A 25347-nucleotide genomic window follows, 5' to 3' on the forward strand; every position below is an offset into this window, starting at 1 on the left:
GCGGCGCCGCCGCAACGGGGAGCCGCCCGTACGAGTGATTCCCGCCACGCGGGGATAGGCAGGACATGACGTTTTACGTGGGCTCCGAGGTGGGCAGGCTGCGCCGGGTCCTGGTCGACATACCCGAACTCGCGCTCAAGCGGCTCACCCCGGGCAACAAGGACGGCCTGCTGTTCGACGACGTGCTCTGGGTGCACCGCGCGCTGGAGGAGCACCGGGAGTGGTGCGAGGTGCTCGCCGGGCGCGGCGTCGAGGTGCACCACCTCGGCGACCTCCTGCGGGAGGTGATCGAGATCCCCGACGCGCGCAAGCACATCCTCGACGGCAGCGTCGACGAGCACTGGTTCGGCCCGCTGGCCGCCGACGCGATCCGCAACACGCTCGACGCCCTCGACGCCGACACGCTCGCGCCGCTGCTGACCGGCGGGATCACCAAACGCGAGATCATGGAGCTGGGCTGCGACCCCGGCTCCATCGCCTTCCACACGCTCGGTCTGGACGACTTCGTCCTCCCGCCGCTGCCCAACCACCTGTTCGCCCGCGACACCTCCTGCTGGGTGTACGACGGGGTGTCGATCAACCCGATGCGCAAGAAGGCGCGCAGGCGGGAGACCGTCAACTACGAGGCGGTCTACCGGTGGCACCCGCTGTTCGCCGCGGGGTACGGCAACCCCGACGGCGGCGGGTTCAACGTCTGGTACGAGGGCGTGCGCATGGCCCCGGCCACCATCGAGGGCGGCGACGTCCTGGTGCTCGGCAACGGCGTCGTGCTCGTCGGGGTGAGCGAACGCACCCAGCCGCAGGCCGTGGAGATGCTGGCGACCAACCTGTTCCGGGCGGGGTCGGCGACCCGCATCGTGGCGCTCGACCTGCCCAAGACCCGTGCGTTCATGCACCTCGACACCGTGATGACCAACGTCGACGTGGGCGTGTTCACCAAGTACGCCGGGCTCGGCATGCTCCCGTCGTACACGGTGGAGCCGGGCGACACCGACAAGGAGCTGAAGGTCACCGACCACCCGCCGGAGGACATGCACAAGGCGATCGCGCGGGCCCTCGGCCTGGACGACATCAAGGTCCTCACGCCGACGCAGGACGTGCACGCGGCCGAGCGCGAGCAGTGGGACGACGGCTGCAACGTGCTGGCACTGGAACCCGGCGTGGTCGTGGCCTACGAGCGCAACACCACGACCAACAACCATCTGCGCAGGCACGGAATCGAGGTCATCACGATCCGGGGCAGCGAGCTCGGCCGCGGACGCGGCGGGCCGCGGTGCATGACCTGCCCGCTGGAGCGCGACCCCGTCTGACCACGCGACGGCGTCTGGGCGGAGGTCAGCCGGCCATGGGCAGCGTGGGGCGGCCGGGCAGGCCGAGGATCGACTCGACCTCGCCGACGAACCTGTCCGCCTCCGCTATGATCTCCTCTGCGTCGTTCTGCGTGACGGCCCGGACCATTCCGGCCTCGGCCGCCGCGCGCTTGGTCGCGGTCACCGCGAAGTAGGCCGCCCAGTCCGCGAGCTTGGGCTCGGCCTCCGGCAGCAGCTCCCAGGCGCTGCGCAGCCGCCGCCTGCGGCCGTCCATCGGCCGTGGACGGGCCGCGAGGATTCCGGCGGCCGCGCGGAGGGCCGCCAGATGGGCCGACACGTAGCGGTCCGCGGGGGTGGGCCCGACGGTGGCGTCGGCGAGGCATGCCCTGGCGTCCGCGAGGTGTGCCAGAACCGCCTGCGAGAGCCGGGGCCCGCTCTTCTGATCGTCGTTCTGCTCAGTCATGCCCGCCTCCTTGAGTCGTGGCACTCCGGCGAAGGTCGCCGGTGACCTCACAGTCGCAGATCGCACCGACAATTTCGCCGGCCGGGAGATCCCGTGAACCGCTCGAGATCGCCCGACGCTTTCTCAGGCTCCCGTGGGCGGCCGGACGAGGAGCTTCCCCTCTCCCCGTCCGGCCCACGCCGCGGGCCGTGCCGCATCCGTCTCCGCCGACGACGAAGGCACGAATCCAACGGGGTGGGCGCGAGCCGCGAGTCCCACGCCCACTCCATCGAACATAGATTCGATCATGTCCTCTGTCAAGACTGTCAACGAATACGTGTTCGAGGACCGCGTTCGAAACACGGGCACGAGACGACGGAGGGGCCCCGCGCGACACCTCGCGCGGGGCCCCTCCGGGGGGACGGGATCAGCGCCTGAAGGCGCCCCTGACGTGCACGGGGACGCCCTTGCCGAGCATGCCGGGCAGGATCTCGGCCACGTTCATCGGCAGCCGCACGCAGCCGTGCGACGCCGGGTAGAGCGGCACCGACAGCGCGCCGTGGAGCGCGATGCCGCCGTTGAAGAAGATCGGGTTGTAGAGCTGCCCGAGGTAGGACCGGTGCCAGCCCTTGACCCGCCAGGTGGTCGCGTAGTCGCCGGTCGGCGTGCGGGCGCTGCCGGAGAAGCGCTGCCGCTTGCCGTTCCAGGTGGCGTACTCGGTGTAGGGGATGCCGCTGCCGCTGGAGATGTGGCTGATCAGCACCGGCGCGCCGCCCCGGTACAGAACCATCACCTGCTTGGTCAGGTTCACCTCGACGCGGGTCGCCTTGCCCCTGGGCACCAGGACCTGGGGCGCCCGGGGGTTCTCCAGCGCCTTCCAGGTGCGGGCGGCGACCGTGCTGGTCGGCTTGATCCCCTGCACCTTCTGGAACGCCCAGACCGCCATCATGGTGGTGCCGCCGTACCGGCCGTCGACGCTGCCGGGCACATACCCGAGCTCCTTGAGCCTGGCCTGCAACGCCTTCACGGCGGAGCCCTTGGCGCCGAGCTTGAGCGTCTTGCCCGGGGCGGCGAACTGCGGATAACCGGTGGCGCGGGCGGGGACGGCGCCTCGTGCCGGGAGCGCGGGAAGCGCCGAGGACACCGAGAACGCCGGGAGCACGGTCCCCGTGGTCACCACCCCCGCCGGGGCGGCGGTGCGCGCCTGCGCCGTGCCGGCGACGCCGGTCGCCGCGAAGCCCGTCGCGAACGTCACGGCCCCCACCGCGAGGAGCAGTCGCCGTCGACTCCTCATCATGACCAACCCCCTCATAAGCCCGTTACTCGATCAAAGGACTCACTTTACGGTCCGATTGTGCGCCGCGTGATCGTAAGTGGCCATAATCGGCCGCGTATGTCCTGGCAATCCGTTTAGAGTGACCAGGTGGCAGAAAAGTTGCATCCCAACGTCGTCCGGGTCCAGGAGGCCCTGCGAGCCCACGCGGTGGCGGGCGAGGTCGTCGTGCTGGGCGAGGCCGCCCCGACGGCCGCCACGGCGGCGGCCCAGCTGGGCTGCGAGGTCGGCGCGATCGCCAACAGCCTGATCTTCGACGCGGACGGCGCGCCGCTGCTGGTGCTGACCAGCGGCGCCCACCGCGTGAACACCGAGCTGGTCGCGCGGCTCGTGGGCGCGGCGAAGGTGCGGCGGGCCACACCGGAGTTCGTCCGCGAGCACACCGGGCAGCCCATCGGCGGCGTCGCCCCGGTCGGGCACCCCGCGCCCGTACGCACGCTGGTGGACAGCTGGCTGAGCAAGCACGAGGTCGTGTGGGCGGCCGCGGGGCATCCCCACACCGTCTTCCCCACGTCCTACGACGAGCTGCTGCGCATCACCGGGGGCACGGCCGCCGAGGTGGAGTGACGCCTGCCGGACCGGCCGGGCGCCGTTTTGCTAGTGTGCGACGCGTGATCCGACTGCGACGGGTGGGCCCCGACCAATTCAGGGCGGTGCTGGACACGGTGCTGGAGATCTACACGGTCGCCATGCGCCCGCCGTCGGACCAGCTCGCGGGCCGCATGGCGATCATGCGTAACCACGCCACCTATCCCGACTTCGACTGCGTGCTCGCGGAGGACACGCAGGCCTCCGGGATCGCCGGATTCGCGTACGGCTTCCACGGCGGCCAGGGGCAGTGGTGGCACGACGTCGTACGCGGGGCGCTGCAGGACCGGGCCGGGCCGGTGGTGGCGGAGGACTGGTTCGGCGACGCCCTGGAGATCGCCGAGGTCCACGTGCGCCCCGAGTATCAGGGCCAGGGCATCGGCCGGCGGATGATCCACACGCTGTGCGAGGGCCGCCCTGAGCGTACGGCCGTGCTGTCGACGCACGACGCCCCCACGGTGGCCCGGCATCTCTACCGGGACGTCGGGTTCGCCGACCTGATGACCCGGTTCGTCTTCCCCGGCGGCTACGAGGAGTACGTCATCGCGGGGGTACGGCTGCCGCTGTCCGAGCGCGCGGCACGCGAGGGCTGACGGGACCGGCCGGCTCAGCCGGCGACGGCGGCGGGCACGCTGTGCAGCGCCTGGAACACCTCGCGGGTCGCGCTCGACCGGTTGAAGGTGATGAAGTGGATGCCGGGCGCGCCCTCGTCGAGAAGCTTCTGGCACAGCTCGACGGCGTGCTCGATGCCGAGGCGGCGGACCGCGGCCGGGTCGTCGGCGACGGCCTCGAACCGCTCGGCCACCTCCGGCGGGAACGGCGCGCCGGACAGCTGCTCCGACCGGGCGATCGTGCTCATCTGCGTGACGGGCATGATGCCGGGGATGATCGGGGTGTCGCACCCGTGGGCCGCCACGCGGTCGCGCAGCCGCAGGTAGTCCTCCGCCCTGAAGAACATCTGCGTGATCGCGTAGTCCGCGCCGGCCCGGCACTTCTGCACGAAATACCTGGTGTCCGACTCGATGGTCGCCGACCTGGGGTGCTTGTACGGGAAGGCCGCCACCCCCACGCAGAAGTCGCCCGCCTGGCGGATCAGCCGCACCAGCTCCTCGGCGTACAGGACGCCCTCCGGATGCTTGACCCACTCGTCCAGGGGGTTGCCGCCGCGCGGGTCGCCGCGTACGGCGAGGATGTTGCGCACGCCCGCGTCGGCGAACCTGCCGACGAGATGGCGCAGCTCGCGGATCGAGTGGTCGACCGCGGTGAAGTGGGCGACGGGGGTCAGCGTCGTCTCGTGCGCCAGCCGCTCGACGATGTCCACCGTGCGATCCCGGGTCGAGCCGCCGGCGCCGTAGGTCACGGAGACGAACGTCGGCCGCAGCGCCTCCAGCTCACGGATCGCCCGCCACAGCTGGCGCTCCCCCTCGTCCGTCTTCGGAGGCATGAACTCGAACGAGAACGAGCGCTCGCCCGCCGCCAGCAGTTCGCGGACCGTCGGGACGCGATCAGGAAGCCGCGAGGGCAGACCGAGAGCCATACCGGCAAGGGTACAGCGAGGACGGTTTTCGCGGCCCCCGCGGTCTTGCTATGTGGACGTTTTCCCTAACAGAGTGAGTTAACCCACTTGAAGGGGATCTGATGCTGGGTGTCCGGATCAACCCCGGTTAGTCTCAGAGCATGACCGCTTCCGCCGCCTCGCTCGATTCCATCCGTACGGAGGTGGACCGCGCACTCCGGGAGTTCCTCGACCGGCAGCGACCACACTTCGGTGACCCTCATCTGGCCGCCCTGCTGTCCGCCGCGGAGGACTTCCTGGCGGGCGGCAAACGGCTGCGTCCCGCCTTCTGCCACTGGGGATGGCGCGCCGCCGGGGGAGGCGACGACCCGGGACTGCACACCGCCGCCGCCTCGCTGGAACTCCTTCAGGCCAGCGCGCTCATCCACGACGACGTCATGGACGCGAGCGACGTGCGCAGGGGCATGCCGTCGGCGCACCGCCGGTTCGAGCGGATGCACACCGAGGCGGGCTGGCACGGCTCCGCCCGGCAGTTCGGCGAGGGCTCGGCCGTGCTGCTGGGGAACCTGCTGCTGGTGTGGTCCGGGGAGATGTGGCGCACCAGCGGCCTGGCGCCCGAGGCGATGGCCGCCGCCCAGCCGTTGCACGATTACATGCTCACCGAGCTGATGTGCGGGCAGTACCTCGACCTGCTCGAACAGGCGCAGGGCGAGAGCACGTTCGACAGCGCCCTGCGGGTGGCGCTGTACAAGAGCGGCAAGTACTCCGTCGAACAGCCGCTCCGGCTCGGGCTCGTCCTCGCCGCCCGGGCCCGGCACGCCTGGATCGACCGGCTCTGCGTGCAGTACGGCCAGCAGGTGGGCATCGCCTTCCAGCTCCGCGACGACATCCTCGGCGTCTTCGGCGACCCGGCGGAGACCGGCAAGCCCGCCGGGGACGACCTTCGCGAGGGCAAGCGGACCGTCCTGATCGCGCGCGCGCTCGCCTCGGCCACCCCCGCCCAGACGGAGGTCGTACGAGCCCTGCTCGGCGACCCCGGGCTGGACGCCGAGGGGGTCGGGCGGCTGCGTACGGTGATCGAGGAGACCGGCGCGCTGGCCGCGTGCGAAGGCATGATCAAGCGCTACCTCGACGACGCGCTGCACGCCCTCGAGCAGGCGCCGATCGAGGAGGAGGCCCGTAAGGCGCTGGCCGCCCTGGCCGTCGCCGCCACGTCCCGCCGCACCTGACGAGACCACGCGGCCCGGACCGCCGCCCGCCACCGGGCCGGCGGGACGGGCCCGGAGGAGGCGTTCCGGTCAGAGCGGGACGGCGGACAACCGGGCCTTGAGCGCGGCTGCGGCGGCGCCGGGGTCGTCGGCCTCGGTCACGGCCCGGACGACCACGGCGCGGCGCACGCCGTGCGCCATCACCTCGTCGAGGTTGCCCAGGTCGATGCCGCCGATGCCGAACCACGGCCGGTCGGCGCCCAGGCGCGCGGCGTGCTCGAGCAGCGCGGGGCCGGGCGCCGGGCGGCCGGGCTTGGTGGGCGTGGGCCAGATCGGCCCGCAGCAGAAGTAGTCCACCCCCGGCTCCACGGCGGCGGCCGACGCCTCGGCCGCCGAGTGCGTGGACCTGCCGATGAGGACATCGGGACCGAGGATCTCCCGGGCCACCGGGACCGGGAGATCGTCCTGGCCGAGGTGCAGGATGTCGGGCCGGGCGGCGTAGGCCACGTCCGCCCGGTCGTTGACCGCCAGCAGCGCGCCGTGCCTGTCGCAGGCCGCGCGGAAGACCTCGAGCAGGTCCAGCTCCTCGCGCGCCTCCAGGCCCTTCTCCCTGAGCTGGACGATGTCCACCCCGCCGGACAGGACCGCGTCGAGGAACTTCTCCAGGTCGCCGCGGTCCCTTCTGCCGTCAGTGCAGAGGTAGAGCCTGGCCTGCGCGAGCCGCTGTCGCCGGATGTCGTTCACCCGACCACAATGCCATGCGGCGGTACGGTCAGAAGCCGAGGGCCTGGGCCCTGCGCTTGACCTCGGTGTGCCGGCCCTTCACGATCGCGTCGATCGGGGACCCCGGCAGCGAGTCGTCCGGGGTGAACAGCCACCGGATCGACTCCACCTCGTCGTACCCGGCGTCGGACAGGACCGTGAGCGTGCCGGGCAGGCCCTTGAGCACCTCGCCGTCCGCGATGAACACCGCCGGGATCTGCGGCTCGCCGCCGCCCCGCCGGACGCCGACGAGCTTCTTGTCCTTCAGGAGTTGCTTGGCGCGGCCGACGCTGAGTCCCAGCTTCTCGGCGGCTTCCGAGAGGGGGAGCCACTCCCCTACGAGCTGGTCGGTCTCCCGGTCGATCTTCGCAACAGTAAGCGTCACGGATCCACCATTACCACAGGCGAGCTGCCAGGAAACACCTCGATTACGCCATAATGCAGTCGCGGAGCGGCACGGCCGCATCGGCCACCCGCAGGGGGTCGAGCCGACGGCCGCTCTCGACGATCTTGCGGCCCTGCACCACGTCGCGCGGCCGGTCGACGGTGAGCACCGCGGCGAGCCGGTCGTCCGCCGTCAGCCAGCACACCGCCCACTTCGCGTCCCTGCGCGGATCGCCGCGCAGCACCATGCGGTCGCCGGCCTCCCGGTGACCGGCGAACTGCACCATGTGACCGAACTGCTCCGACCAGAAGTACGGCACGGGGTCGTAGACCGCCTCCTCCCCCAGCAGGGTGGCGGCGGCCGTGTCGGGGGCCTGGAGCGCGGTGTCCCAGTGCTCGACCCGCAGCCGGGTGCGGAACCTGCGCGACCACCAGTTCGCGCAGTCGCCCACCGCGACCACGTTGGGCAGCGACGTGCGCAGGTGCTCGTCGACCACCACCCCATTGTCGAGCCGGACCGCCGACCCCTTCAGCCAGTCGACGGCGGGGCGCACCCCGACACCGGTGACGACCACGTCGGCCGGCACCCGGGCGCCGGACATGAGCGTGAGGCCGTCGGCGTCCACGGTGCCGACCAGCGCGCCGAGGCGCAGCTCGACGCCCGCCCGGGCGTACCAGTCGGTGGTGTGGCTGCCCACGGCGGGCCCGAGCGCCACGGCGAGCGGGCTCTCCCCCGCCTCCACCACGGTCACCGTACAACCGGCTCTGGCCGCCGCGGTGGCGACCTCGGCGCCGATCCAGCCGGCCCCGACGACGGCCACGCGGGCGCCGGGGACCAGCCGCTCGCGCAGCGCGAGCGCGTCCTCGATCGTGCGCAGCACGTGCTGGCGGCCCTCACCGCGCAGGCGGATCGGCGTGGCGCCGGTGGCGATCACCAGGCCGTCGTACTCCAGCTCGCCCTCGGTCGTCTCCAGCACGCCGTCACGCAGGCCCTTGGCCGCCGTGCCGAGGCACAGCCGTACGTCGAGGGCGTCGAGGTCGGAGTCGACCACGGTGGAGTCGGTCTCTCCGAGCAGCACCGCCTTCGACAGCGGCGGCCGGTCATAGGGGCGATGGTGTTCCTCGCCGATGAGCGTGATGCGTCCGGTGAACCCACGGAACCTCAACGCCTCGATGCTTCGCACGCCGGCCAGGCCGGCACCCACCACCACGACGTGATCCACAGCTTGACCATAGATTGTCAACGGGGGCCCTGGCCAACGGGCCCCCCATAACGAGTTGGGCAATTGACGCGCACTTCCGCGGGGGCCCACGTTGTGAAGCCGGCCGCGTCGTCACCTCACCACGCGCATCCAGATGTTCGTCGCGTGCGGCACGTGCGTGACGCCGGTCCTTTCGAGCCGCACGCGGGCCCCGCCGGCGCGGGAGAACAGCCGGACGCCGTCGCCGAGCATGACCGGCGCCACGCACACGAGGATCTCGTCGAGCAGGCCCGCGTCGAGACACTGCGCGGCGACGTCGGCCCCCAGCACGTTGACGTACTTGTCCCCGGCGGCCGACTTGGCCGCCGCGACGGCGGCGCCGAGGTCCGTCACGAAGGTCACGCCGGGCACCGGCGCGGCCGGGACGTCGTGGGTGAGCACGAACTGCGGCCCGCTCCACCCGCCGCCGAACGGCTCACCCTCCTGCGGGGTGTCCCGGTACGGGTCGTCCCCGCGGAAGGTGCGGTTGCCGACGAGCAGCGCGCCGACGTCGCCAATGAGCTCGTCCACGGTCGGGTTGGGCCCGAGGTGTTCGGTCAGCCAGGACATGTCGCCGCCCGGCCCCGCGATGAAGCCGTCCAGGGACATGGTGGCCGAGTACAGCATCGTGGCCATGGGATACCTCCGTCGAGTCGATCCGCGTCGGGCCATCATGCTCCGGCGGGAGGCCCCGAACCCGCCGATCCGGCGATCGGCCGTTTCGGGCGGCGTACTACCCTTGTGGGGGTAAGACGCGCGGGAGCCCGGCGGACCGGGCTGAGAGGAGAGCGTGCGGCTCTCGACCGCCCCGACCTGATCCGGGTAATGCCGGCGAAGGGAGCGCTGTGTCCCACACACCGCCATCCGGCGCGCAGCCCGGCTACGACGTCGTGATCGTGGGCGGCGGGGTGGAGGGCCTGGCCGCGGCCTGGCGCACCGCGCGGCGGGGCCTTTCGGTGGCGGTGGTCGACCCCGCGCCCGGAGGCGGCGCCACGCACGCGTCGGCCGGGATGCTCGCGCCGGTCAGCGAGGTGACCTACACGGAGGAGCCGCTGCTGCGGCTCGGCCTCGCGTCGCTGGCGGCCTGGCCGGCGTTCCGGGCGGAGCTGGAGGACGAGACCGGCGCCGACCTCGACTACCGGACCGAGGGAACGCTGGAGGTCGCCCGCGGCGCGGACGACATGGCCTTCCTCGACGACCTCGCGGCCTTCGAGCGGACGCTCGGCCTGCGGGTCGAGCGGCTCACCGGGCGCGAGTGCCGCTCCTTCGAGCCGATGCTCTCCCCCTCCGTACGCGGCGGGCTGCTGGCCCGCGACGACGCCTGGGTCAACCCCCGCAGGGTCGTGCGCGCCCTCCTCGCCGCCTTCGAGAAGGCGGGCGGCACGCTGGTGACCGAGCGCGTCGCCGAAATCGACGCCCAGGGGCCGGGCGCTCCCTCCGTACGGCTGGAGTCCGGCGGCGTCGTCGCGGCCGGACAGGTCGTCGTGGCGGCCGGATCGTGGTCGGCTTCCCTGCTGCCCGGCCTGCCGGTGCGCCCGGTCAAGGGCGAGATCCTCCGGCTGCGCGGGCCCCGGGGGTTCCTCACCCGCTGCGTCAGGGGGCTGGTGCACGGCTCCCCCGCCTACCTGGTCCCCCGGGGCGACGGAGAGATCACCCTGGGCGCCACGACCCAGGAGATGGGGTACGACGCGCGGGTCACCGCCGGAGGCGTGTACGAGCTGCTGCGCGACGCCCGCGAGCTGGTGCCCGGCATCACCGAGCTCGAACTCGCCGAGACGACGGCCGGCTTCCGCCCGGGCACGCCCGACAACCTGCCGCTCATCGGCCCGGCCGGGCCGCCCGGCGTGCTCGCGGCGACCGGGCACGGACGCAACGGGGTGCTGCTGTCCCCGATCACGGCCGACGCCGTCGCCGCGTTCCTCACCGGCGACGAGGTGCCCCCGGTCGCCCGGTTCTGCGATCCAGGGAGATTCAGTCGATGAAAGTCACGATCAACGGAGGCGCGGCCGAGCTGCCGGACGGCGCCACGGTCGGCGACGCCGTACGGACCCTCACGGCCCTCACGTCCGGGGTCGCGGTGGCGCTGAACGGCGAAGTCGTGAGCCGGAGCGCCTGGGACTCCACCCAGGTCGCCGACGGCGACGGCGTCGAGGTGCTCACGGCCGTGCAGGGAGGGTGAGCATGACCGACGACATCCTCGTGCTGGGCGGGGAGAAGTTCACCTCGCGGCTCATCATGGGCACCGGCGGCGCGCCGTCGCTGGAGGTGCTCGACCAGGCGCTGGAGGCGTCCGGCACCGAGATGACGACCGTCGCGATGCGCAGGCTCGACCCGGAGTCCCGCGGTTCGGTGCTGGACGTGCTGCGCGCCCGCGGCATCAAGGTGCTGCCGAACACGGCGGGCTGCTTCACCGCCGGGGAGGCCGTGCTGACCGCCCGTCTCGCCCGCGAGGCGCTGGAGACCAACTGGGTCAAGCTGGAGGTCATCGCGGACGAGCGCACCCTGCTGCCCGACCCGATCGAGACCTTCGACGCCGCCGAGCGGCTGGTCGCCGACGGCTTCGTGGTGCTGCCGTACATCGGCGACGACCCGGCGCTGGCCCGCAGGCTCCAGGACGCCGGGTGCGCCGCCGTGATGCCGCTCGGCGCCCCGATCGGCTCCGGTCTGGGCATCCGCAACCCGCACAGCATCGAGCTGATCGTCGAGGGCGCCACGGTGCCGGTGATCCTCGACGCGGGCATCGGCACCGCCAGCGACGCCGCGCTGGCGATGGAGCTGGGCTGCGACGCCGTGCTGCTGGCGACCGCCGTGACCCGGGCACACCGGCCCGGCCTGATGGCCGCGGCGATGCGGCAGGCGGTCACGGCGGGGCGGCTGGCCCGGCTCGCCGGACGCATCCCCCGCCGCCGCTACGCCGAGGCGTCCTCCCCCGCCCGCCTCTCCTGAATCGCCACCAGCCGTCCTCCCCCGCCCCCATCCTGAGACGTCTTCGCGGGCGGGTGGGAGGGCGCGCCATTCCTCGTCTGGTAAACCCGGTTTTCGGAATCGGCACGGCTTTTCGGACGGCGCGGGAGGCGGCCGAATAGGTCTCGGTTTGGGATTCGGGAACACGCCGGGCGGCAAATCACCCGTAAACTCTGGCGAGTGGACACGACGCTAACCGACCCGCTCGTGGGGCAGTTGCTCGACGGGCGCTACCGCGTCGAGTCCCGGATCGCCCGGGGTGGCATGGCCTCCGTATACCTGGCTCTGGACGTCCGGCTCGACCGCACGGTCGCCGTCAAGGTGATGCACCGCTCGCTGGCCGAGGACCCGCAGTTCGTGCGGCGGTTCATCGGCGAGGCCAAGTCGGTGGCCAGCCTCTCGCACCCCAACATCGTGCAGGTCTTCGACCAGGGCACCGACGGGGCGCACGTCTACCTGTCGATGGAGTACGTCCCCGGGCGGACGCTCCGCGACGTCCTGCGCCGGCGCGGCCGTCTCCCGGCCCGCGAGGCGCTGGAGATGGTCATCCCGGTGCTCGCCGCCCTCGGCGCGGCCCACCAGGCCGGGCTCATCCACCGCGACGTCAAGCCCGAGAACGTGCTGCTCGCCGACGACGGCCGGGTGAAGGTCGTGGACTTCGGCCTGGCCCGCGCGATCGAGGCGACCAACCAGACCAAGACCGGCATGATGATCGGCACGATCGGCTACATGTCGCCCGAGCAGGTCACGGCCGGCACGGCCGACGCCCGCAGCGACGTGTACGCCGCAGGGATCATGCTGTTCGAGCTGCTCACCGGGCGGCAGCCGTACGCGGGCGAGACGCCGATGTCGATCGCCTACCGGCACGTGCACGAGACCGTCCCCGCGCCGTCCTCGATCGTGCCCGACGTGCCGCCGCCGATCGACGCGCTCGTCGCCGCGGCCACCGACAAGGACCCCGCCGGGCGCCCGGCGGACGCGACGGCGATGCTGGTCGCCGCGGTCGAGATCCACCGTACGCTGCCGAAGACCGGGCACACCGGCGCGCACGCCGCCCCCCACGGGGCCCATGACAGCGGTGCCCACACCGGCGCCCACAGCGGCGTACGGACGGGCGCGCACCGGACCATCCCGCCTGCCGGAGGGGCCTCGTCGTTCGGCACCGCGCAGCACGCGCTCGCGGAGCCCGAGTCGCCGCTCGGCCGGACGATGATCCAGCCGCGCTCTGAGCTGCTGACGGGCCGGCCCGAGACGCGGCGGCGAGGACGCAGGATCAGGCCTGTGTGGTTCGTCGCCGCGCTGGCCCTCGTCATGGTGGCGGGCGTCACCTTCACCGGCTGGTGGTTCTCCCAGGGCCGCTACACGAAGGTCCCCGACCTGGTGAACAAGCCCGTCACGGTCGCCAGGCAGGAGGCGCAGCAGGCCGGTTTCGAGGTCAGGATCGGCGAGGCACGGTTCGACGACAAGGTGCCCAAGGACGTCGTCCTGGACACCGACCCGGGACTCGGCGCCGAGGTGGTCAAGGGCTCGGTGCTCACCCTCATCCCGTCGGCCGGCCCGGAGACGATCCCCGTGCCGAAGGTCGAGGGTTTCAGCCTGACGGACGCGCGGGCGAAGATCGCCGAGGTCGGGCTGACCCCCGGGCGGGTGAGCAAGAGCGCGAGCGACACCATCCCCCGCGACCAGGTCATCCGTACCAACCCGCCGGTGGGCAAGCGCGTCAAGAAGGGCAGCACGGTCAACTTCGTCGTCAGCGCCGGGCTGCTGATGCCGGACGTCATGCAGATGATGCGCGACCAGGCGGAGAAGTTCCTGCGCGAGAAGGGCTTCAACGTCCAGATCGACGAGACCGTCGACGACGCCCCGCCGGGCACCGTGATCGCGCAGGACCCTCCCGGAGGCGCCGAGGTGGTGGCCGGGGCGACCGTCCACCTGACGGCCTCGCGCGGCCCGGACCAGGGCTTCCACTGGCCGTGGGAGACCGACCCCGCCGACCCCAGCCAGAGCCCGCCCGCCGTCGTCAACGTGCCCGACGTGATGTTCAAGTCCGTCAAGGACGCCGTGGTGGAGCTGAAGGCGGCCGGCTTCAAGGTCAACGTCCGCAAGCTGGTGGGCACGGACCGCGTCGTCGGCGAGAAGCCGCTCGGCCAGCAACCGCCGGGCACCACGATCACCATCTGGCACTGACGCCCAGGCCGGCCATTCCGACCGCGGCCGTCGCCACGCCGCTTCGATCCTGTCGACCAGCGGGCGGCCCCAGCCCGGGGCCGGCCTCGGCCAGTCTGTCGACGGCACTCCATGATCGTCAAGTCCGCCGTAACGACAGGGCTCAGGGGGTGAGGGTGCCGAGGAGGCGGAGGCGGGCGAGGCCGCCGTCGGGGTAGATGTCGAGCCGGGCATGGGTGATGCGGCGGTCGTCGTCGAGACGGAAGCGGTGACGGGTGTCGGGCTGCAGGCGTGTCCTGGGCAGCAGCGGGAACCAGGCGTCCGCGTCCTCCAGTGGCGTCCGGTCCGCGTCGATGCCCTTCAGGGACGCCCAGCCGGGGGCGTTGAACACCAGGTTGGTCGTGTCGATCTCGGCGACGGCCACCCGGCCGGGCCCGGCCAGGGCGACGACGAGCCAGTCGTTGCCGCCGTCGCGGCGGCGGGCGGTCTCCCAGCCCTCGGCCTGGTTGCGGGCCAGGCCGGGCGCGAGGACGTTGTTCGGCGAGGAGTAGAACTCGTCGGAGCAGGCCGTCACCAGGCCGCCGTTCTCCAGCGCGGCGAGGTCGACGGTGAGTCCCTCCAGGAACGTCCGGTCGGGCACGACCCGCCCGTGGACGCGCAGCCGCGCGACGCCGCCGTCGGGGAAGACGTTCAGCCGCACGTGGGTGAAGCGGCGGGGGTCGGTCACGGCGAACTCGTGGACCGCGTCGCCCTTCAGCGGGCTCTTCGGCACGATCTCCACCCAGCCGTCCAGCTCGTCCGGCGCGAGGTGGCCCTCGGCCGCGCAGGCCTCGACCGACGCGTACGGCGGGTAGTTGCCGCGGAACCACGCGGTGTCCACGACCACGCCCCTGATGACTCCCGGCAGGCCGAGCCGCACGATCGCCCAGTCGTGGCCGGGCTCGCGCCGCCGCCGGGTCTCCCAGCCGTCGTAGACCTGGCCCTTGGCCCCGAAGGTGTGCGGCCGGAACTCGGCCGGTCCCGGCCTGATCAGGGCCTCCCGTTCGGCGAACGACTCGTCGTTGGCGGCCACGACCGACCCGCCGTACGTGCGCAGGGCGAGGTCGGGCAGGTGGGTGAAGCCGGTCATCGGGCCCTCCTCGTCAGCAGCCGGCCACGCGGCGTGGCGAGATCGACGGGCGTGCCGCGCAGCCAGGTGGTGCGCACGACGCCCGTCAGCCGCGCGCCGTGGTAGGGGGACACCGGGTTGCGGTGGTGGAGCGCCGCGACGTCCACCGTGAACCCGGCGTCGGGGTCGAAGGCGACGAGGTCCGCGTCGTTGCCCACCCGGATCGCCCCCTTGTGGGGCAGGCCGGCGAGGCGGGCCGGTCCCTCGGCCATCCAGCGCGCCACGTCGGCAAGGCCGTAGCCCCTGGCGCGTGCGGCGGTCCACACGACGGGCAGGCCGACCTGGAGGGAGGAGATCCCGCCCCAGGCGGCGGCGAAGTCGGGCACCTTGAGGTCGGGCGTCGACGGGGAGTGATCGGAGACGATCCCCATCAGCACGCCGTCGGCGAGCGCCCGCCACAGCGCGTCGCGGTTGGCGGCCTCCCGGATGGGCGGGCAGCACTTGTAGGCGGGCCCGGTGACCTGCTCGGCCGCCAGGGTCAGGTAGTGCGGGCAGGTCTCGGCGGTGACGCGCACTCCCGCCGCCCGGGCGGCGCGCAGCGGTTCGACGCAGGCGGCGGCCGACACGTGCACGATGTGCGCCCGCGCGCCCGTCTCCGCCGCGAGGGCGATCACCTGCTCGACGGCCCGGCGCTCGGCCTCCTGCGGGCGCGACCGCAGGAAGTCGTCGTACGCGGGACCGCCGGGCTCGGACAGAAACCCGGGGTCCTCGGCGTGCGCGATCAGCAGGCCGTCGAAGGCCGCCACCTCCGCCAGCGCGGCCCGCAGCCCGTCGCGGTCGAGCGCGGGGAACTCGTCGACCCCCGACGGGGACAGGAAGCACTTGACGCCCATCACGCCGGCCTCGTGCAGGGGCCGCAGGTCGGCGAGGTTGCCGGGGATCGCGCCGCCCCAGAAGCCGACGTCCACGTGGCACCGGCCCTCGGCGGCCTTCCGCTTGACCTCAAGCGCCGCCACGTCCACGGTCGGGGGCAGCGAGTTCAGCGGCATGTCGACGATCGTGGTCACGCCCCCGGCCGCCGCCGCCCTGGTGGCGGTCGCGAAGCCCTCCCAGTGGGTGCGGCCGGGCTCGTTGACGTGCACGTGGGAGTCGACCAGCCCGGGCAGCAGCGGCAGGTCGCCGAGGTCGGCGGACTCCTCCGCCGCGACCTTCTCCTCGTACCGGCGCAGGGCCGCGATCACGCCGCCGCGCACGGCGACGGCCAGCGGGCGCTCCCCCTCCGGGGTCACGGTCCGCCGGGACCTCACCACCAGGTCGTACGGTTCCCCCACGCGCCACTCCTCATGTCATGAGATGTCCGGCGGCGATCCGCGCCGCCAGCCGCTCCAGCAGCGGCCCGGCCTCGGCCACGCAGCGGCTCACGTCGGGCTCGATGTCGGTCAGCGCGTACGCCGCCTCGATGCCGGCCGCCCTCAGCTCGTCGTCGCCGACGGTGCGCCGCCCGCAGACGGCCACGACCGGCACGCCGTGCTTGGCCGCGGCGGCGGCCACGCCCACCGGGGTCTTGCCGCGCAGGGTCTGCTCGTCGATCGAGCCCTCGCCCGTGATCACCAGCCGGGCACCCTCCACGTGCCGGTCGAACTCCACCAGATCCAGCAGGTAGCCGATGCCGGGCCGGATCTCCGCGTCGAGGAACGTCAGCGCGCCGAAGCCCACCCCGCCGGCGGCGCCCGCACCCGGCCGCCCGGCCACGCCCATCGCGCGCACGACGCCGTCGTGCTCGGCCGCGCCCGCCAGGCCGTGGGTGTGCGCGGCCACAGCCGCCAGCCGGGCGAGCCCGGCCTCCAGCACGGCCACGTCCTGCGGGCTCGCGCCCTTCTGCGGGCCGTACACCGCCGCCGCGCCGTACGGCCCGAGCAGCGGGTTGTCCACGTCGCTCGCCACGATCACCTCGAACCCGCGCAGCAGGCCGGAGGCGTCGATCGTGTGCAGGTCGCGCAGCGCGGCCCCGCCCGGCGGCAGGTCGGCTCCGTGGGCGTCCAGCAGCCGTACGCCGAGGGCCTGGGCCATCCCCGCGCCGCCGTCGGTGCAGGCGCTGCCGCCCAGGCCGAGCACGATCCGCGTCGCGCCGTGCCGTACGGCGTGGGCGATCAGCTCGCCGGTGCCGCGGCTGGTGGCGGTCAGCGGCACCGGCTCGCCCGGCAGCCGGCGCAGGCCCGACGCCTCGGCCAGTTCGATCACCGCGACCCGCGCACCTGGCTCGTCGCGCACGGCGTAGCTCGCGGTGACCGGGTCGCCGGCCGGTCCGGTCACCTCCGTCTCGACCCGGGTGAAGCCGCTCGCCACGACCGCGTCCACGGTGCCGTCGCCGCCGTCGGCCACCGGCAGCTCGACGACCGGGACGTCCCCCGATCCCGGGAGACGCAGTCCGGCGGCCACGTGCGCGCCCACCTCGGGCGAGGTCAGCGACCCGCGGAACTTGTCCGGCGCGATGACGACGTGTCCTGTCATGGTGCGGCTCACCTGTGGCCCTTCGATCGTGTCCGGGAACGCCTCAGACATGATCCATGGTGGTCAGCCTGCGGTGGGCGTCGGCCCCCGCCCGTGCGGCCTCCGCCCCCGAGACGGTGCGCAACTCCCCGTCGTCCACCACGGTCCTGCCGCCCACGAGCAGCCGGGCGAGCGGCGGGGTGGCGCCGTACGCGAACGCGACAACGGGATCGTCGATCGCGGCGTGGAAGCCGCCGAGCCGCCACAGCGCCACGTCGGCGAGCTTGCCGGGCTCCAGCGAGCCGATCTCCGCCTCACGGCCGAGGCAGCGGGCGCCGCCGAGCGTGGCCATCTCCAGGGCCTGGCGGGCGGTCAGCGCGCGCGGGCCGTACCTGGCCCGCTGCGTGAGCACGGCCATGCGGATCTCCCCGGCCAGCGGGGTCATCTCGCTGGAGGCCGCGCCGTCGACGCCGAGGCCGACCGGCGCACCCGCGGCCAGCAGGTCGGAGATCCGGGCGATGCCGGCGCCGAGACGGCCGTTGGAGGACGGGCAGTGGGCCGTGCCCGTGCCGGTCTCGGCGAGGCGCCGCACGTCCTTGTCGGTCAGGTGGACGCAGTGGGCCAGCCACACGTCGGGACCCAGCCAGCCGAGCCGGTCGAGGTATTCGACGGGCAGCACGCCGAACTGCTCCCTGCAGTGCTCGTCCTCGTCGGCCGTCTCCGCCACGTGCGTGTGGAGCCGTACGCCGTGGGAGCGGGCGAGTTCGGCCGAGCGGGTCATGAGTTCGCCGCTGACCGAGAACGGCGAGCAGGGGGCGACCGCGACACGCAGCATCGACCCGAACGACGGATCATGATATTTCCGGATCGCGTCGTCGGTGGCCCGGAGGATCTCGTCGACGTCCTCCACGACCTCGTCCGGCGGGAGGCCACCGCGCGAGGCGCCCCGGTCCATGGACCCCCGGCAGGGATGGAAGCGCAGCCCGATCCGCCGCGCGGCCTCGATCTCCGCCTCGAAGAGGTCTCCCCTGCCCTTGGGGAAGATGTAGTGGTGGTCGGTCGAGGTCGTGCAGCCCGACAGGGCCAGCCAGGCCAGCCCCGCCGTCGCGGCGCCCGCCACCACCTCGGCGTCCATCCGGGTCCACAACCGGTAGCTCGCCACCAGCCACTCGAACAGCGTGCCGTCCGGTGTCACCCCCTGGGACGCCCACTGGTAGAGGTGGTGGTGGGTGTTGACCAGTCCGGGGGTGACCAGGCAGCCGGCACCGTCGACGCGTTCCGCCCCCTCGGGCACGGCCGTCGCCGGTCCGGGGCCGACCGCCGTGATCAGGCCGCCCTCCACCACGACGTGGCCGGACGGGATCTCCTCCCCTGCGACCGGGACGACGTAGGCGTTCTCGACGACCACGGGACGTGGGCTCTGGGGCAACGGGACTCCCGGTGTGGACGATGCGGGCGCGGCCGGACGATCCACGGACCCCGTCATGTGCGAAGGCCCGTTCATGTGCGGCCCCGTCATGTGCGGAAGCCGGAGTCGGCACCCGCGCGGCGGGCGGCGGCCAGGCGCACCGCGTCGAGGATCTTCTCGTATCCGGTGCAGCGGCACAGGTTGCCGGCCAGGGCCTCCCGGATGTCGGCGTCCCGTGGCACCCCCTCGGCGTCCGCGAGCAGCGCGTGGGCCTGGACGACGAGACCGGGCGTGCAGAAGCCGCACTGCACGGCCCCCGCGTCCACGAACGCCCGCTGAACGTCGCTCAACCCGGCGTCCGGCCCGCCGCCGGAGGTCGCCAGGCCCTCGACCGTCACCACGTCGCGTCCCTCCGCCTGACCGGCGGCGACGAGGCACGCGCAAACCGGGGTGCCGTCGAGATAGACGGTGCAGGAGCCGCATTCGCCCTGCTCGCAGGCGTTCTTGGCACCCGGCAGGCCGAGCCGCTCGCGCAGGACGTACAGCAGGCTCTCGCCCTCCCACACGTCGTCGGCCGTCATCGGGCGGCCGTTCACCGTGAGGTTCACCCTCATGAGTTCCCCCTGAAGTCGTCCCACGCCCAGCCGAGCGCGCGGCGCGCCATCACGGCCAGGGCGTGCGTGCGGTAGGCGGCGCGGCCCCGCACGTCGTCGATCGGCGCGGCGGAGGCGGCCACGAGTTCGCCGAATCGGCGTGCCACACCGGGATCGAGCGGGCGGCGGCCGTCCCAGTCCAGTTCGCCGGACGCGAAGTCCTCGGCCCGCGGGGCGTGGCGCGGGGTCGGCGCGGCCGAGCCGATGCCGGTGCCCACCCGGCGCCCGGACGGGTGCAGCGCGACCGCGAACGAGCACACCGCGATCACCATGGCGTTCCTGGTGCCGATCTTGGAGAAGTACTGCGGGCCGGTGGCGGCCGGGACGCGCACGGCGCGGATCAGTTCGTCGGGGGCGAGCGCGTTGCGCTTCACACCGGTGTAGAACTCTCCGATCGGGATCAGCCGGGTGCCGCGCACCGACTCGGCCTCCACGACCGCCCCGCAGGCCAGCAGCGGCGGGTGGCTGTCGCCCGCGGGCGAGGCCGCGCCGAGGTTGCCCGCCACCGTGCCCCGGTTGCGGATCTGCGGCGACCCGACCGTGCGGGACGCCTGGGCCAGTCCGGGCAGCTCGGTCCCGAGCTCGGCGATCAGCCGGGAGTAGGTCACGCCCGCGCCCACGCGGATCTCGACGCCCTCCCGCGACCACTCCCGGAGCTCGGGGATCGGCGTGAGGTCGAGCAGGGCGGCCGGACGGCCCTTGTCGAGGTTGATCTCCACCATGACGTCGGTGCCGCCCTGGAGCGGCGTGGCCTCGGGCCGCCCGGCCTTCAGTGCCAGGGCCTCCGCCCAGGTCCGCGGTCGCAGGAAGTCCATCGGCTACTCCCAGGCCGGGCCGGCGGCGGGCGCGTCCTCGCGCAGCACCGTGCCCTCGATCAGCCCGTACGGCCGGTCGGCGGCGAAGAAGACCTCGCCGTCGTTGTCCAACCCGAAGGGCGCCAGGTCCACCAGGAAGTGGTGCTTGTTCGGCAGCGACAGCCGCACCTCGCAGACTCCCGGGCACTCGGCCAGCACGCGCGTGCCCATGGCGTACAGCGTCTGCTGCAGGGACAGGCTGTAGGTGTCGGCGAAGGCCGCGAGCAGCGCGCCCCGCGCGTTCTCGTAGGCCTTGTCCCAGTCCTGCGAGGCGCCCTGTGAGGCGTCCGCGTGCCGCCACGCCGCGTCCACGGCGGTGGCCAGGACGCGGTCGCGGGTCTCCGGCAGCGTCGTGTACTCGTCCTTGGCGAAGCCCCAGAACTCGGAGTTGGTCGTGTTGAGCACGACGAGGTCGCGCAGCCCGGAGACCACCCACGACCGCGTCCCGTCGTAGTGGGCCACGCAGGTGCGGACCTCCCGGCCCGAGCGGACGAAGGAGTGCCCGAACGCGCCGTTGCGCTCCCAGGCGTGCTCCTCGACGGCGACCCTCGCATGGTGGATCGCGGGCTGGGAGTCCGCGAAATGACGCGCGAGCAGCAGCGCGAAGTCCTCGATCGCCCCGACGCCGTGCTTCTTCGCGAACGCGAAGACCGTGTTCTTCTGCGTGTCGGTGGGCAGGACTGCGGAGTTGTCCCCGCTCAGGTGCACCTCGGTCATGTCGCCCGACAGCGAGGTGCTGACCGTGAGGTCCTTGATCCGGTGGGCGTCGCCGTGCCGGGTCACCCGCACGACCCTCGTCTCGGCCTTGCCGTACCTGTTGGGCCCCAGAACGGCCACGTCAGCTCCCCCGGTAGGTCGAGTAGGCGAACGGGCTCAGCAGCAGCGGCACGTGGTAGTGCTCGCCCGCCTCCCGGATGGCGAACACGACGCTCACCTCGGGGAAGAACGCCTCGTCCCCCAGATAGCCGCCGGTGTCGAACACGAGCCGGTAGGTCCCCGGGCGGGGATCCGCCGCCGGGTCCCACTCCCGGCCCAGGGGCGTCCACTCCCGGATGCGGCCGTCGCCGTCGGTGCGGCCCTCCGCCACTGGCACGAACCCGTGCGCGGCACGCCGCGACAGCCGTACGGACAGGTCCTTGGCCGGCCGCCCGGCGGCGGTGTCGAGCACGTGCGTCGAAAGGCTCACCGGCCCTCCCAGAGCTTGGCCAGCCGCAACGCGACGATCTTGGACAGCTCGTCCCCGACCACCTTGCGCTCGGTCTCCTCGTCGTTGCCGAGCCGGTCCCGCAGCAGCGTCAGCAGTTCGCCGGCCTCCCGGCCCGTGGCGCAGACCAGGTAGACGTGGCCGAACCGGCTCTCGTAGGCGGCGTTGCCCTCGCGGAGCGCGCCCAGCACGTCGCGTCCGGCCTCCGCGGTCCCGGACTGTTCCGCCCGCGACCACGCGGCCTCGCGTCCCCCGCCGCCGGGCCGCTCACCGATCCGCGGGTGCGCCGCCAGCGCCTCCAGTACGTCCTCCCAGGTCAGCGCCGCGAGAGCCGACTCGCTCGCGCGGCGGAGCCCGTCGAGATCCCGGAACGGCCCGCGCGCGGCGACCGCCTCCACCCACCTGGCGGAGGCGCAGCAGGACCGCAGGTCCTCCCGGCTGAGTTCGCGCATGCCCGTCAGTCAACCGCCGGGCCCGAGGCGGGTCCAGCGGCGCGAAGTCCGAACCGGACGCCCTGCTCGGGGGGCCGCTTTGTACGTTGTGACAAAGGGGGCGGCACCAGCCTGCAGCAACATCCCGTGCCAATACTCTGGGGGCATCATGACTTCTTCCAATCTCATCGGCGGGCACGTCTTCGTCGCCGGCGGCCTGGCCAAGGGCGGGCTGAAGTACGCGGCCGACATCGGCGCCGAGATGATCCAGGTCTTCGTCACCAACCCGCGGGGCTGGGCGCTCAGCGAGGGGAACCCCGCCGAGGACGCCAAGCTGCGCGAGTCGGGCGTGCCGGTCTTCCTGCACGCCGCCTATCTCGTGAACTGCGGGTCGCCGACGCCGGAGACCCTGGAGAACTCGATCGCGGTGATCCGGCACACCCTGCGCAGGGGCGTCGAGACCGGCGCGCTCGGCGTGGTCGTCCACACCGGCTCGGCCGTGAGCCAGCCGCGCGAGGCCGCGATGCGCCAGATCCACGAGCGCCTGCTGCCGGTGCTGGACGAGCTGCCCGACGACGGCCCCGACCTGCTGCTCGAACCGATGGCGGGCCAGGGCCAGATGCTGTGTGCGACCGTCCAGGACCTCGGGCCCTACCTGGAGGCCCTCGACCACCATCCCAAGGTCGGCGTCTGCCTCGACACCTGCCACGCCTTCGCGGCGGGCCACGACCTGGCCGCGCCCGGCGGAGTGAAGGAGATGATGGACGCGCTGAACGACGTGGCCCCTGGCCGGCTCAAGCTGATCCACGCCAACGACTCGAAGGACCCCTGCGGCTCGAAGCGCGACCGGCACGAGAACATCGGGGCCGGGCACATCGGCGCCCAGGCGTTCGGCGAGCTGATGCGCCACCCCACGGCCGCGGGGGTGCCCATCTGCATCGAGACCCCGGGCAAGGTGGAGAAGCACCGCGAGGACATCGAACTGCTCAAGAAGCTGCGCGGCGACTGACCGGTCGCGTTCCCCGGCCCGCCGGACACCGCACCGCAGCGGGGTTTCTCGGCAGCACCCGCCGTCCGGGGCAGCGGCGCCGGGCGTTCCGGGGTGGCGGCGCCGGGTGTTCGGGGGCAGCGGCCTCGCGGGGAAAAGCAGGAATGGGGCGTTCGCGGCGATCCGGCGCCCCCGTATGGCCGGATCGCCGCGCACCCCCCCGATACGCGTGGGCGGGGCCCTTCCCCCCCGAGTAGGGCCCCGCTTGGTAACCACCTGGTGACAACCTGCTCACTTTGTGATTACCCCGCGTGTCTTGCGACGTGCGAAAGACTACGAGGTGTAGTCGGGCGGCGGGATGGCCGTTCGGACGAGCGGTCTCTAGTTAGCGCCATGCGGCCCGCTCCCGCACGACGAGCGGGCCCCGGGAGACGACGAGCGGTAGATCGGGGCGCGCGAAGACACCCCCCGCCCAGCCGCGCGCCCCCGGCGAGAGTGCACGGCTCACCTGCCGAGACGGCGGTAGCGGCGGGCCGACAGGGGCAGGAAGACGAGCGTGATCAGCAGTGGCCAGCCGATCGCCAGCGTGAGGGCGTGTTCGGCGGCCCAGGATCCGCCCTGCCATCCGGGGTTGCCGAACAGCATCCGGCACGCGGCGACCGTGGCCGACAGCGGGTTCCACTCCGCGATCGCGCCGAGCCAGCCCGGCAGGAGCGCCGGGGACACGAAGGTGTTGGCCAGCATCGTGAGCGGCAGCAGCGGCAGCCAGGCCGCGCTCGCCGCCTCCGGGGCGAGCGCCAGGCCGAGGTAGATCCCCACCCAGATGAGCGCGAAGCGCAGCAGGAGGAGCAGGCCCACGGCGGCCAGGGCGTCGCCGATCCCCCGGTGCCAGCTCCATCCGGCGACCAGGCCGCACGCGAGCAGGACCAGCAGTTCGAGCACCGAGTTGACGATGTCGGCGAAGGCGCGGCCGAGCACCACGCCGGGCCGCGATATCGGCATCGAGCGGTAGCGGTCGGTCACCCCGCGGGCGGTCTGCAGGCTGACCACCGTCATCGTGGTCATCACCCCCATCGCCATCGTCTGCGAGAACATGCCCGGCATCAGGAACTCGCGGTAGTCGCCGCCGCCCGCGACGTTCATCGCGCTGCCGAGGACGTAGCCGAACAGCACGACCATGACGATCGGATACAGCGTCAGGTTGAGGACCGCGGCCGGGTTGCGGACCCAGTGCTTGAGGTTGGTGCGGGCGATGACCGACGCGTCCGACAGCGTCCAGCGCAGCCGCTCGCCCCAGCGGGGCGGCGCGTCCACCGGGGCGTCCACCGGGGCGTCCGGGACGGCGAGGGCGCTCACGTGGCCGCCTCCGCCGTCAGGCTCAGGAACACCTCGTCCAGCGTGGGACGGCGCAGGGAGACGTCCTCGACCTCGATGCCGCGCCGCTCCAGCTCGCGTACGACCGTGGTGAGCGCGCCGACGCGATCGCGTACGGGAGCGGTCAGGCGGCGCGTGTCCGCGTCGGCCACGGGCTCGGCCTGCGCGACGCCCGCGAGGACGGCGGCGGCGTCACCGAGGCGGGCGGGATCACGCACGACGAGGTCGAGATGGTCACCGCCGATCAGCGACTTCAGACGCTCGGGGGTGTCGTCCGCGATCACCCTGCCTCCGTCGATCACCGCGATCTGCCGGGCGAGCTGGTCGGCCTCGAACAGGTACTGCGTCGTCATGAGCACGGTGCTGCCGGCGTCGGCGAGCCCGCGCACGCTGCGCCAGACCTCCGTGCGGCTGCGGGGGTCGAGCCCGGTGGTCGGCTCGTCGAGGAAGAGCACGCGTGGAGCCTGGATGAACGCGGCGGCCAGGTCGAGACGGCGCCGCATGCCGCCGGAGTAGTGCCTGACCCGCCGGTCGGCCGCCCCGGACAGCCCGAACCGCTCCAGAAGCTCACCGGCGCGGCGGCGCGCCGCCGCCGCGCCGAGATGGTGGAGCCGCCCCCACATCTCGAGGTTCTCCCGCCCGGTGAGGATCTCGTCCACGGCCGCCTCCTGCCCGGCCAGGCCGATCCGGCGGCGCACCTCGGCCGGCTGCCGCACGACGTCGAACCCGGCCACGAGCGCGCGGCCGGAGTCCGGCCGCGCCAGCGTGGTCAGCACGCGGACCGCGGTGGTCTTGCCCGCGCCGTTCGGGCCGAGAACCGCGCACACGCTCCCGTCGGCGACTCGCAGGTCGAACCCGTCGAGGGCTCTGGTGTCGCCGTAGCGCTTGCCCAGCCCCTCGGCGACGATGGAGTAAGATTTCAT

Annotated in this window: 27 protein-coding genes and 1 riboswitch; of the genes, 9 read left to right on the top strand and 18 right to left on the bottom strand. The window is 73.1% G+C overall.

Annotation, left to right across the window (positions count from 1 at the left end; all coding sequences use genetic code 11):
- The first annotated feature begins 65 nt into the window (after positions 1-65).
- The gene (locus Msi02_RS01810; RefSeq protein ID WP_204046768.1) at positions 66-1310 is read left to right on the top strand and encodes an arginine deiminase; all 1245 of its coding nucleotides are present in this window, start codon (positions 66-68) and stop codon (positions 1308-1310) included.
- Between the two features lie 25 nt (positions 1311-1335).
- On the opposite strand, the gene Msi02_RS01815 is transcribed toward Msi02_RS01810, so the two are convergent.
- Complete coding sequence (locus Msi02_RS01815; RefSeq protein WP_079320021.1) at positions 1336-1773, bottom strand: SAV_6107 family HEPN domain-containing protein; 438 nt, start codon at positions 1771-1773, stop codon at positions 1336-1338.
- Positions 1774-2179: 406 nt separating this feature from the next.
- Complete coding sequence (locus tag Msi02_RS01820; RefSeq protein WP_239108028.1) at positions 2180-3049, bottom strand: L,D-transpeptidase family protein; 870 nt, start codon at positions 3047-3049, stop codon at positions 2180-2182.
- A 126-nt stretch (positions 3050-3175) separates the two neighbouring features.
- Here Msi02_RS01820 and Msi02_RS01825 point away from each other — a divergent pair, with 126 nt between their 5' ends.
- Together Msi02_RS01825 and Msi02_RS01830 are read left to right on the top strand one after the other, a co-directional pair.
- Positions 3176-3652: a YbaK/EbsC family protein gene (locus tag Msi02_RS01825; RefSeq protein ID WP_373308226.1), complete on the top strand. Its 477-nt coding sequence runs from the start codon at positions 3176-3178 to the stop codon at positions 3650-3652.
- Between the two features lie 44 nt (positions 3653-3696).
- Positions 3697-4266, top strand: coding sequence for a GNAT family N-acetyltransferase (locus tag Msi02_RS01830; protein ID WP_079320018.1), 570 nt, complete (start codon positions 3697-3699; stop codon positions 4264-4266).
- Positions 4267-4280: 14 nt separating this feature from the next.
- On the opposite strand, the gene metF is transcribed toward Msi02_RS01830, so the two are convergent.
- Entirely contained in the window at positions 4281-5210 is a 930-nt protein-coding gene (metF, locus tag Msi02_RS01835; protein WP_079320017.1) for a methylenetetrahydrofolate reductase [NAD(P)H], read from the bottom strand.
- 140 nt (positions 5211-5350) lie between these two features.
- Between metF and Msi02_RS01840 the strand changes: the two genes are divergently transcribed.
- Positions 5351-6418 carry a polyprenyl synthetase family protein gene (locus Msi02_RS01840; protein ID WP_079320016.1) on the top strand — a complete coding sequence of 356 codons (1068 nt, stop codon included), beginning with the start codon at positions 5351-5353 and terminating at the stop codon, positions 6416-6418.
- A gap of 69 nt (positions 6419-6487) precedes the next feature.
- Here the strand turns inward: Msi02_RS01840 and thiE are convergent, their stop codons facing one another.
- From thiE to Msi02_RS01860, 4 genes are all read right to left on the bottom strand, one after another.
- Positions 6488-7141 (bottom strand): thiamine phosphate synthase, encoded by a 654-nt coding sequence (gene thiE / locus Msi02_RS01845; RefSeq protein WP_373308228.1) that lies wholly within the window; start codon positions 7139-7141, stop codon positions 6488-6490.
- 28 nt (positions 7142-7169) lie between these two features.
- Positions 7170-7544 carry an Rv2175c family DNA-binding protein gene (locus tag Msi02_RS01850; protein ID WP_079320015.1) on the bottom strand — a complete coding sequence of 125 codons (375 nt, stop codon included), beginning with the start codon at positions 7542-7544 and terminating at the stop codon, positions 7170-7172.
- Between the two features lie 43 nt (positions 7545-7587).
- Positions 7588-8766 carry an NAD(P)/FAD-dependent oxidoreductase gene (locus Msi02_RS01855; protein ID WP_204046770.1) on the bottom strand — a complete coding sequence of 393 codons (1179 nt, stop codon included), beginning with the start codon at positions 8764-8766 and terminating at the stop codon, positions 7588-7590.
- A 111-nt stretch (positions 8767-8877) separates the two neighbouring features.
- Positions 8878-9420, bottom strand: a complete 543-nt coding sequence (locus tag Msi02_RS01860) for a dihydrofolate reductase family protein (RefSeq protein ID WP_239108029.1) — start codon at positions 9418-9420, stop codon at positions 8878-8880.
- A gap of 110 nt (positions 9421-9530) precedes the next feature.
- A riboswitch (TPP riboswitch) is annotated at positions 9531-9641 on the top strand.
- On the opposite strand from Msi02_RS01860, the gene thiO reads away from it, so the two are divergent.
- The 4 genes from thiO (at position 9630) to pknB (ending at position 13935) form a co-directional block, all read left to right on the top strand.
- On the top strand, positions 9630-10766 hold the full coding sequence (gene thiO, locus Msi02_RS01865; protein WP_204046771.1) for a glycine oxidase ThiO: 1137 nt from the start codon (positions 9630-9632) through the stop codon (positions 10764-10766). (Overlaps the previous riboswitch by 12 nt.)
- A complete protein-coding gene (gene thiS / locus Msi02_RS01870) occupies positions 10763-10963 on the top strand; it encodes a sulfur carrier protein ThiS (protein WP_079320013.1) in 201 nt (66 codons plus the stop codon). Before thiO ends, thiS begins: the two co-directional genes overlap by 4 nt.
- A 2-nt stretch (positions 10964-10965) precedes the next feature.
- Positions 10966-11730, top strand: a complete 765-nt coding sequence (locus tag Msi02_RS01875; RefSeq protein WP_204046772.1) for a thiazole synthase — start codon at positions 10966-10968, stop codon at positions 11728-11730.
- 198 nt (positions 11731-11928) lie between these two features.
- Positions 11929-13935: a Stk1 family PASTA domain-containing Ser/Thr kinase gene (pknB, locus tag Msi02_RS01880; protein WP_204046773.1), complete on the top strand. Its 2007-nt coding sequence runs from the start codon at positions 11929-11931 to the stop codon at positions 13933-13935.
- Between the two features lie 142 nt (positions 13936-14077).
- On the opposite strand, the gene alc is transcribed toward pknB, so the two are convergent.
- From alc to uraD, 9 genes are all read right to left on the bottom strand, one after another.
- Positions 14078-15043: an allantoicase gene (gene alc, locus Msi02_RS01885; RefSeq protein WP_204046774.1), complete on the bottom strand. Its 966-nt coding sequence runs from the start codon at positions 15041-15043 to the stop codon at positions 14078-14080.
- A complete protein-coding gene (allB, locus tag Msi02_RS01890; RefSeq protein ID WP_204046775.1) occupies positions 15040-16353 on the bottom strand; it encodes an allantoinase AllB in 1314 nt (437 codons plus the stop codon). Before allB ends, alc begins: the two co-directional genes overlap by 4 nt.
- Positions 16354-16363: 10 nt before the next feature.
- Complete coding sequence (locus tag Msi02_RS01895; RefSeq protein ID WP_204046776.1) at positions 16364-17533, bottom strand: glycerate kinase; 1170 nt, start codon at positions 17531-17533, stop codon at positions 16364-16366.
- A 43-nt stretch (positions 17534-17576) separates the two neighbouring features.
- Positions 17577-18941 carry an 8-oxoguanine deaminase gene (locus tag Msi02_RS01900; protein ID WP_239108030.1) on the bottom strand — a complete coding sequence of 455 codons (1365 nt, stop codon included), beginning with the start codon at positions 18939-18941 and terminating at the stop codon, positions 17577-17579.
- Between the two features lie 86 nt (positions 18942-19027).
- The gene (locus tag Msi02_RS01905; RefSeq protein ID WP_204046778.1) at positions 19028-19534 is read right to left on the bottom strand and encodes a (2Fe-2S)-binding protein; all 507 of its coding nucleotides are present in this window, start codon (positions 19532-19534) and stop codon (positions 19028-19030) included.
- Positions 19531-20388, bottom strand: a complete 858-nt coding sequence (locus Msi02_RS01910) for an FAD binding domain-containing protein (protein ID WP_204046779.1) — start codon at positions 20386-20388, stop codon at positions 19531-19533. Before Msi02_RS01910 ends, Msi02_RS01905 begins: the two co-directional genes overlap by 4 nt.
- Before the next feature lie 3 nt (positions 20389-20391).
- On the bottom strand, positions 20392-21264 hold the full coding sequence (gene pucL / locus Msi02_RS01915) for a factor-independent urate hydroxylase (protein WP_204046780.1): 873 nt from the start codon (positions 21262-21264) through the stop codon (positions 20392-20394).
- A gap of 1 nt (position 21265) precedes the next feature.
- Complete coding sequence (gene uraH / locus Msi02_RS01920) at positions 21266-21613, bottom strand: hydroxyisourate hydrolase (protein ID WP_079313309.1); 348 nt, start codon at positions 21611-21613, stop codon at positions 21266-21268.
- Complete coding sequence (gene uraD / locus Msi02_RS01925) at positions 21610-22083, bottom strand: 2-oxo-4-hydroxy-4-carboxy-5-ureidoimidazoline decarboxylase (RefSeq protein ID WP_204046781.1); 474 nt, start codon at positions 22081-22083, stop codon at positions 21610-21612. The genes uraH and uraD overlap by 4 nt, the downstream gene beginning before the upstream one ends.
- Before the next feature lie 148 nt (positions 22084-22231).
- Between uraD and Msi02_RS01930 the strand changes: the two genes are divergently transcribed.
- Positions 22232-23071, top strand: coding sequence for a deoxyribonuclease IV (locus Msi02_RS01930; RefSeq protein WP_204046782.1), 840 nt, complete (start codon positions 22232-22234; stop codon positions 23069-23071).
- A gap of 483 nt (positions 23072-23554) precedes the next feature.
- On the opposite strand, the gene Msi02_RS01935 is transcribed toward Msi02_RS01930, so the two are convergent.
- Both Msi02_RS01935 and Msi02_RS01940 read right to left on the bottom strand, forming a co-directional pair.
- Positions 23555-24406 carry an ABC transporter permease gene (locus Msi02_RS01935; RefSeq protein ID WP_308441777.1) on the bottom strand — a complete coding sequence of 284 codons (852 nt, stop codon included), beginning with the start codon at positions 24404-24406 and terminating at the stop codon, positions 23555-23557.
- Positions 24403-25347 (bottom strand): ATP-binding cassette domain-containing protein, encoded by a 945-nt coding sequence (locus tag Msi02_RS01940; protein ID WP_239108031.1) that lies wholly within the window; start codon positions 25345-25347, stop codon positions 24403-24405. Before Msi02_RS01940 ends, Msi02_RS01935 begins: the two co-directional genes overlap by 4 nt.

Origin of the sequence: Microbispora siamensis, assembly GCF_016863095.1 — a bacterium.
Taxonomy (GTDB): domain Bacteria; phylum Actinomycetota; class Actinomycetes; order Streptosporangiales; family Streptosporangiaceae; genus Microbispora; species Microbispora siamensis.

Bases quoted from the DNA above. Each gene is read 5' to 3' on its own strand.
- Msi02_RS01860 (WP_239108029.1), bottom strand. From the start codon at position 9,420: ATGGCCACGATGCTGTACTCGGCCACCATGTCCCTGGACGGCTTCATC.
- Msi02_RS01940 (WP_239108031.1), bottom strand. From the start codon at position 25,347: ATGAAATCTTACTCCATCGTCGCCGAGGGGCTGGGCAAGCGCTACGGC.
- metF (WP_079320017.1), bottom strand. From the start codon at position 5,210: ATGGCTCTCGGTCTGCCCTCGCGGCTTCCTGATCGCGTCCCGACGGTC.
- alc (WP_204046774.1), bottom strand. From the start codon at position 15,043: ATGACCGGCTTCACCCACCTGCCCGACCTCGCCCTGCGCACGTACGGC.
- Msi02_RS01815 (WP_079320021.1), bottom strand. From the start codon at position 1,773: ATGACTGAGCAGAACGACGATCAGAAGAGCGGGCCCCGGCTCTCGCAG.
- uraD (WP_204046781.1), bottom strand. From the start codon at position 22,083: ATGCGCGAACTCAGCCGGGAGGACCTGCGGTCCTGCTGCGCCTCCGCC.
- thiS (WP_079320013.1), top strand. From the start codon at position 10,763: ATGAAAGTCACGATCAACGGAGGCGCGGCCGAGCTGCCGGACGGCGCC.
- Msi02_RS01905 (WP_204046778.1), bottom strand. From the start codon at position 19,534: ATGAGGGTGAACCTCACGGTGAACGGCCGCCCGATGACGGCCGACGAC.
- Msi02_RS01910 (WP_204046779.1), bottom strand. From the start codon at position 20,388: ATGGACTTCCTGCGACCGCGGACCTGGGCGGAGGCCCTGGCACTGAAG.
- Msi02_RS01810 (WP_204046768.1), top strand. From the start codon at position 66: ATGACGTTTTACGTGGGCTCCGAGGTGGGCAGGCTGCGCCGGGTCCTG.
- Msi02_RS01820 (WP_239108028.1), bottom strand. From the start codon at position 3,049: ATGATGAGGAGTCGACGGCGACTGCTCCTCGCGGTGGGGGCCGTGACG.
- Msi02_RS01875 (WP_204046772.1), top strand. From the start codon at position 10,966: ATGACCGACGACATCCTCGTGCTGGGCGGGGAGAAGTTCACCTCGCGG.
- Msi02_RS01840 (WP_079320016.1), top strand. From the start codon at position 5,351: ATGACCGCTTCCGCCGCCTCGCTCGATTCCATCCGTACGGAGGTGGAC.
- Msi02_RS01895 (WP_204046776.1), bottom strand. From the start codon at position 17,533: ATGACAGGACACGTCGTCATCGCGCCGGACAAGTTCCGCGGGTCGCTG.
- Msi02_RS01930 (WP_204046782.1), top strand. From the start codon at position 22,232: ATGACTTCTTCCAATCTCATCGGCGGGCACGTCTTCGTCGCCGGCGGC.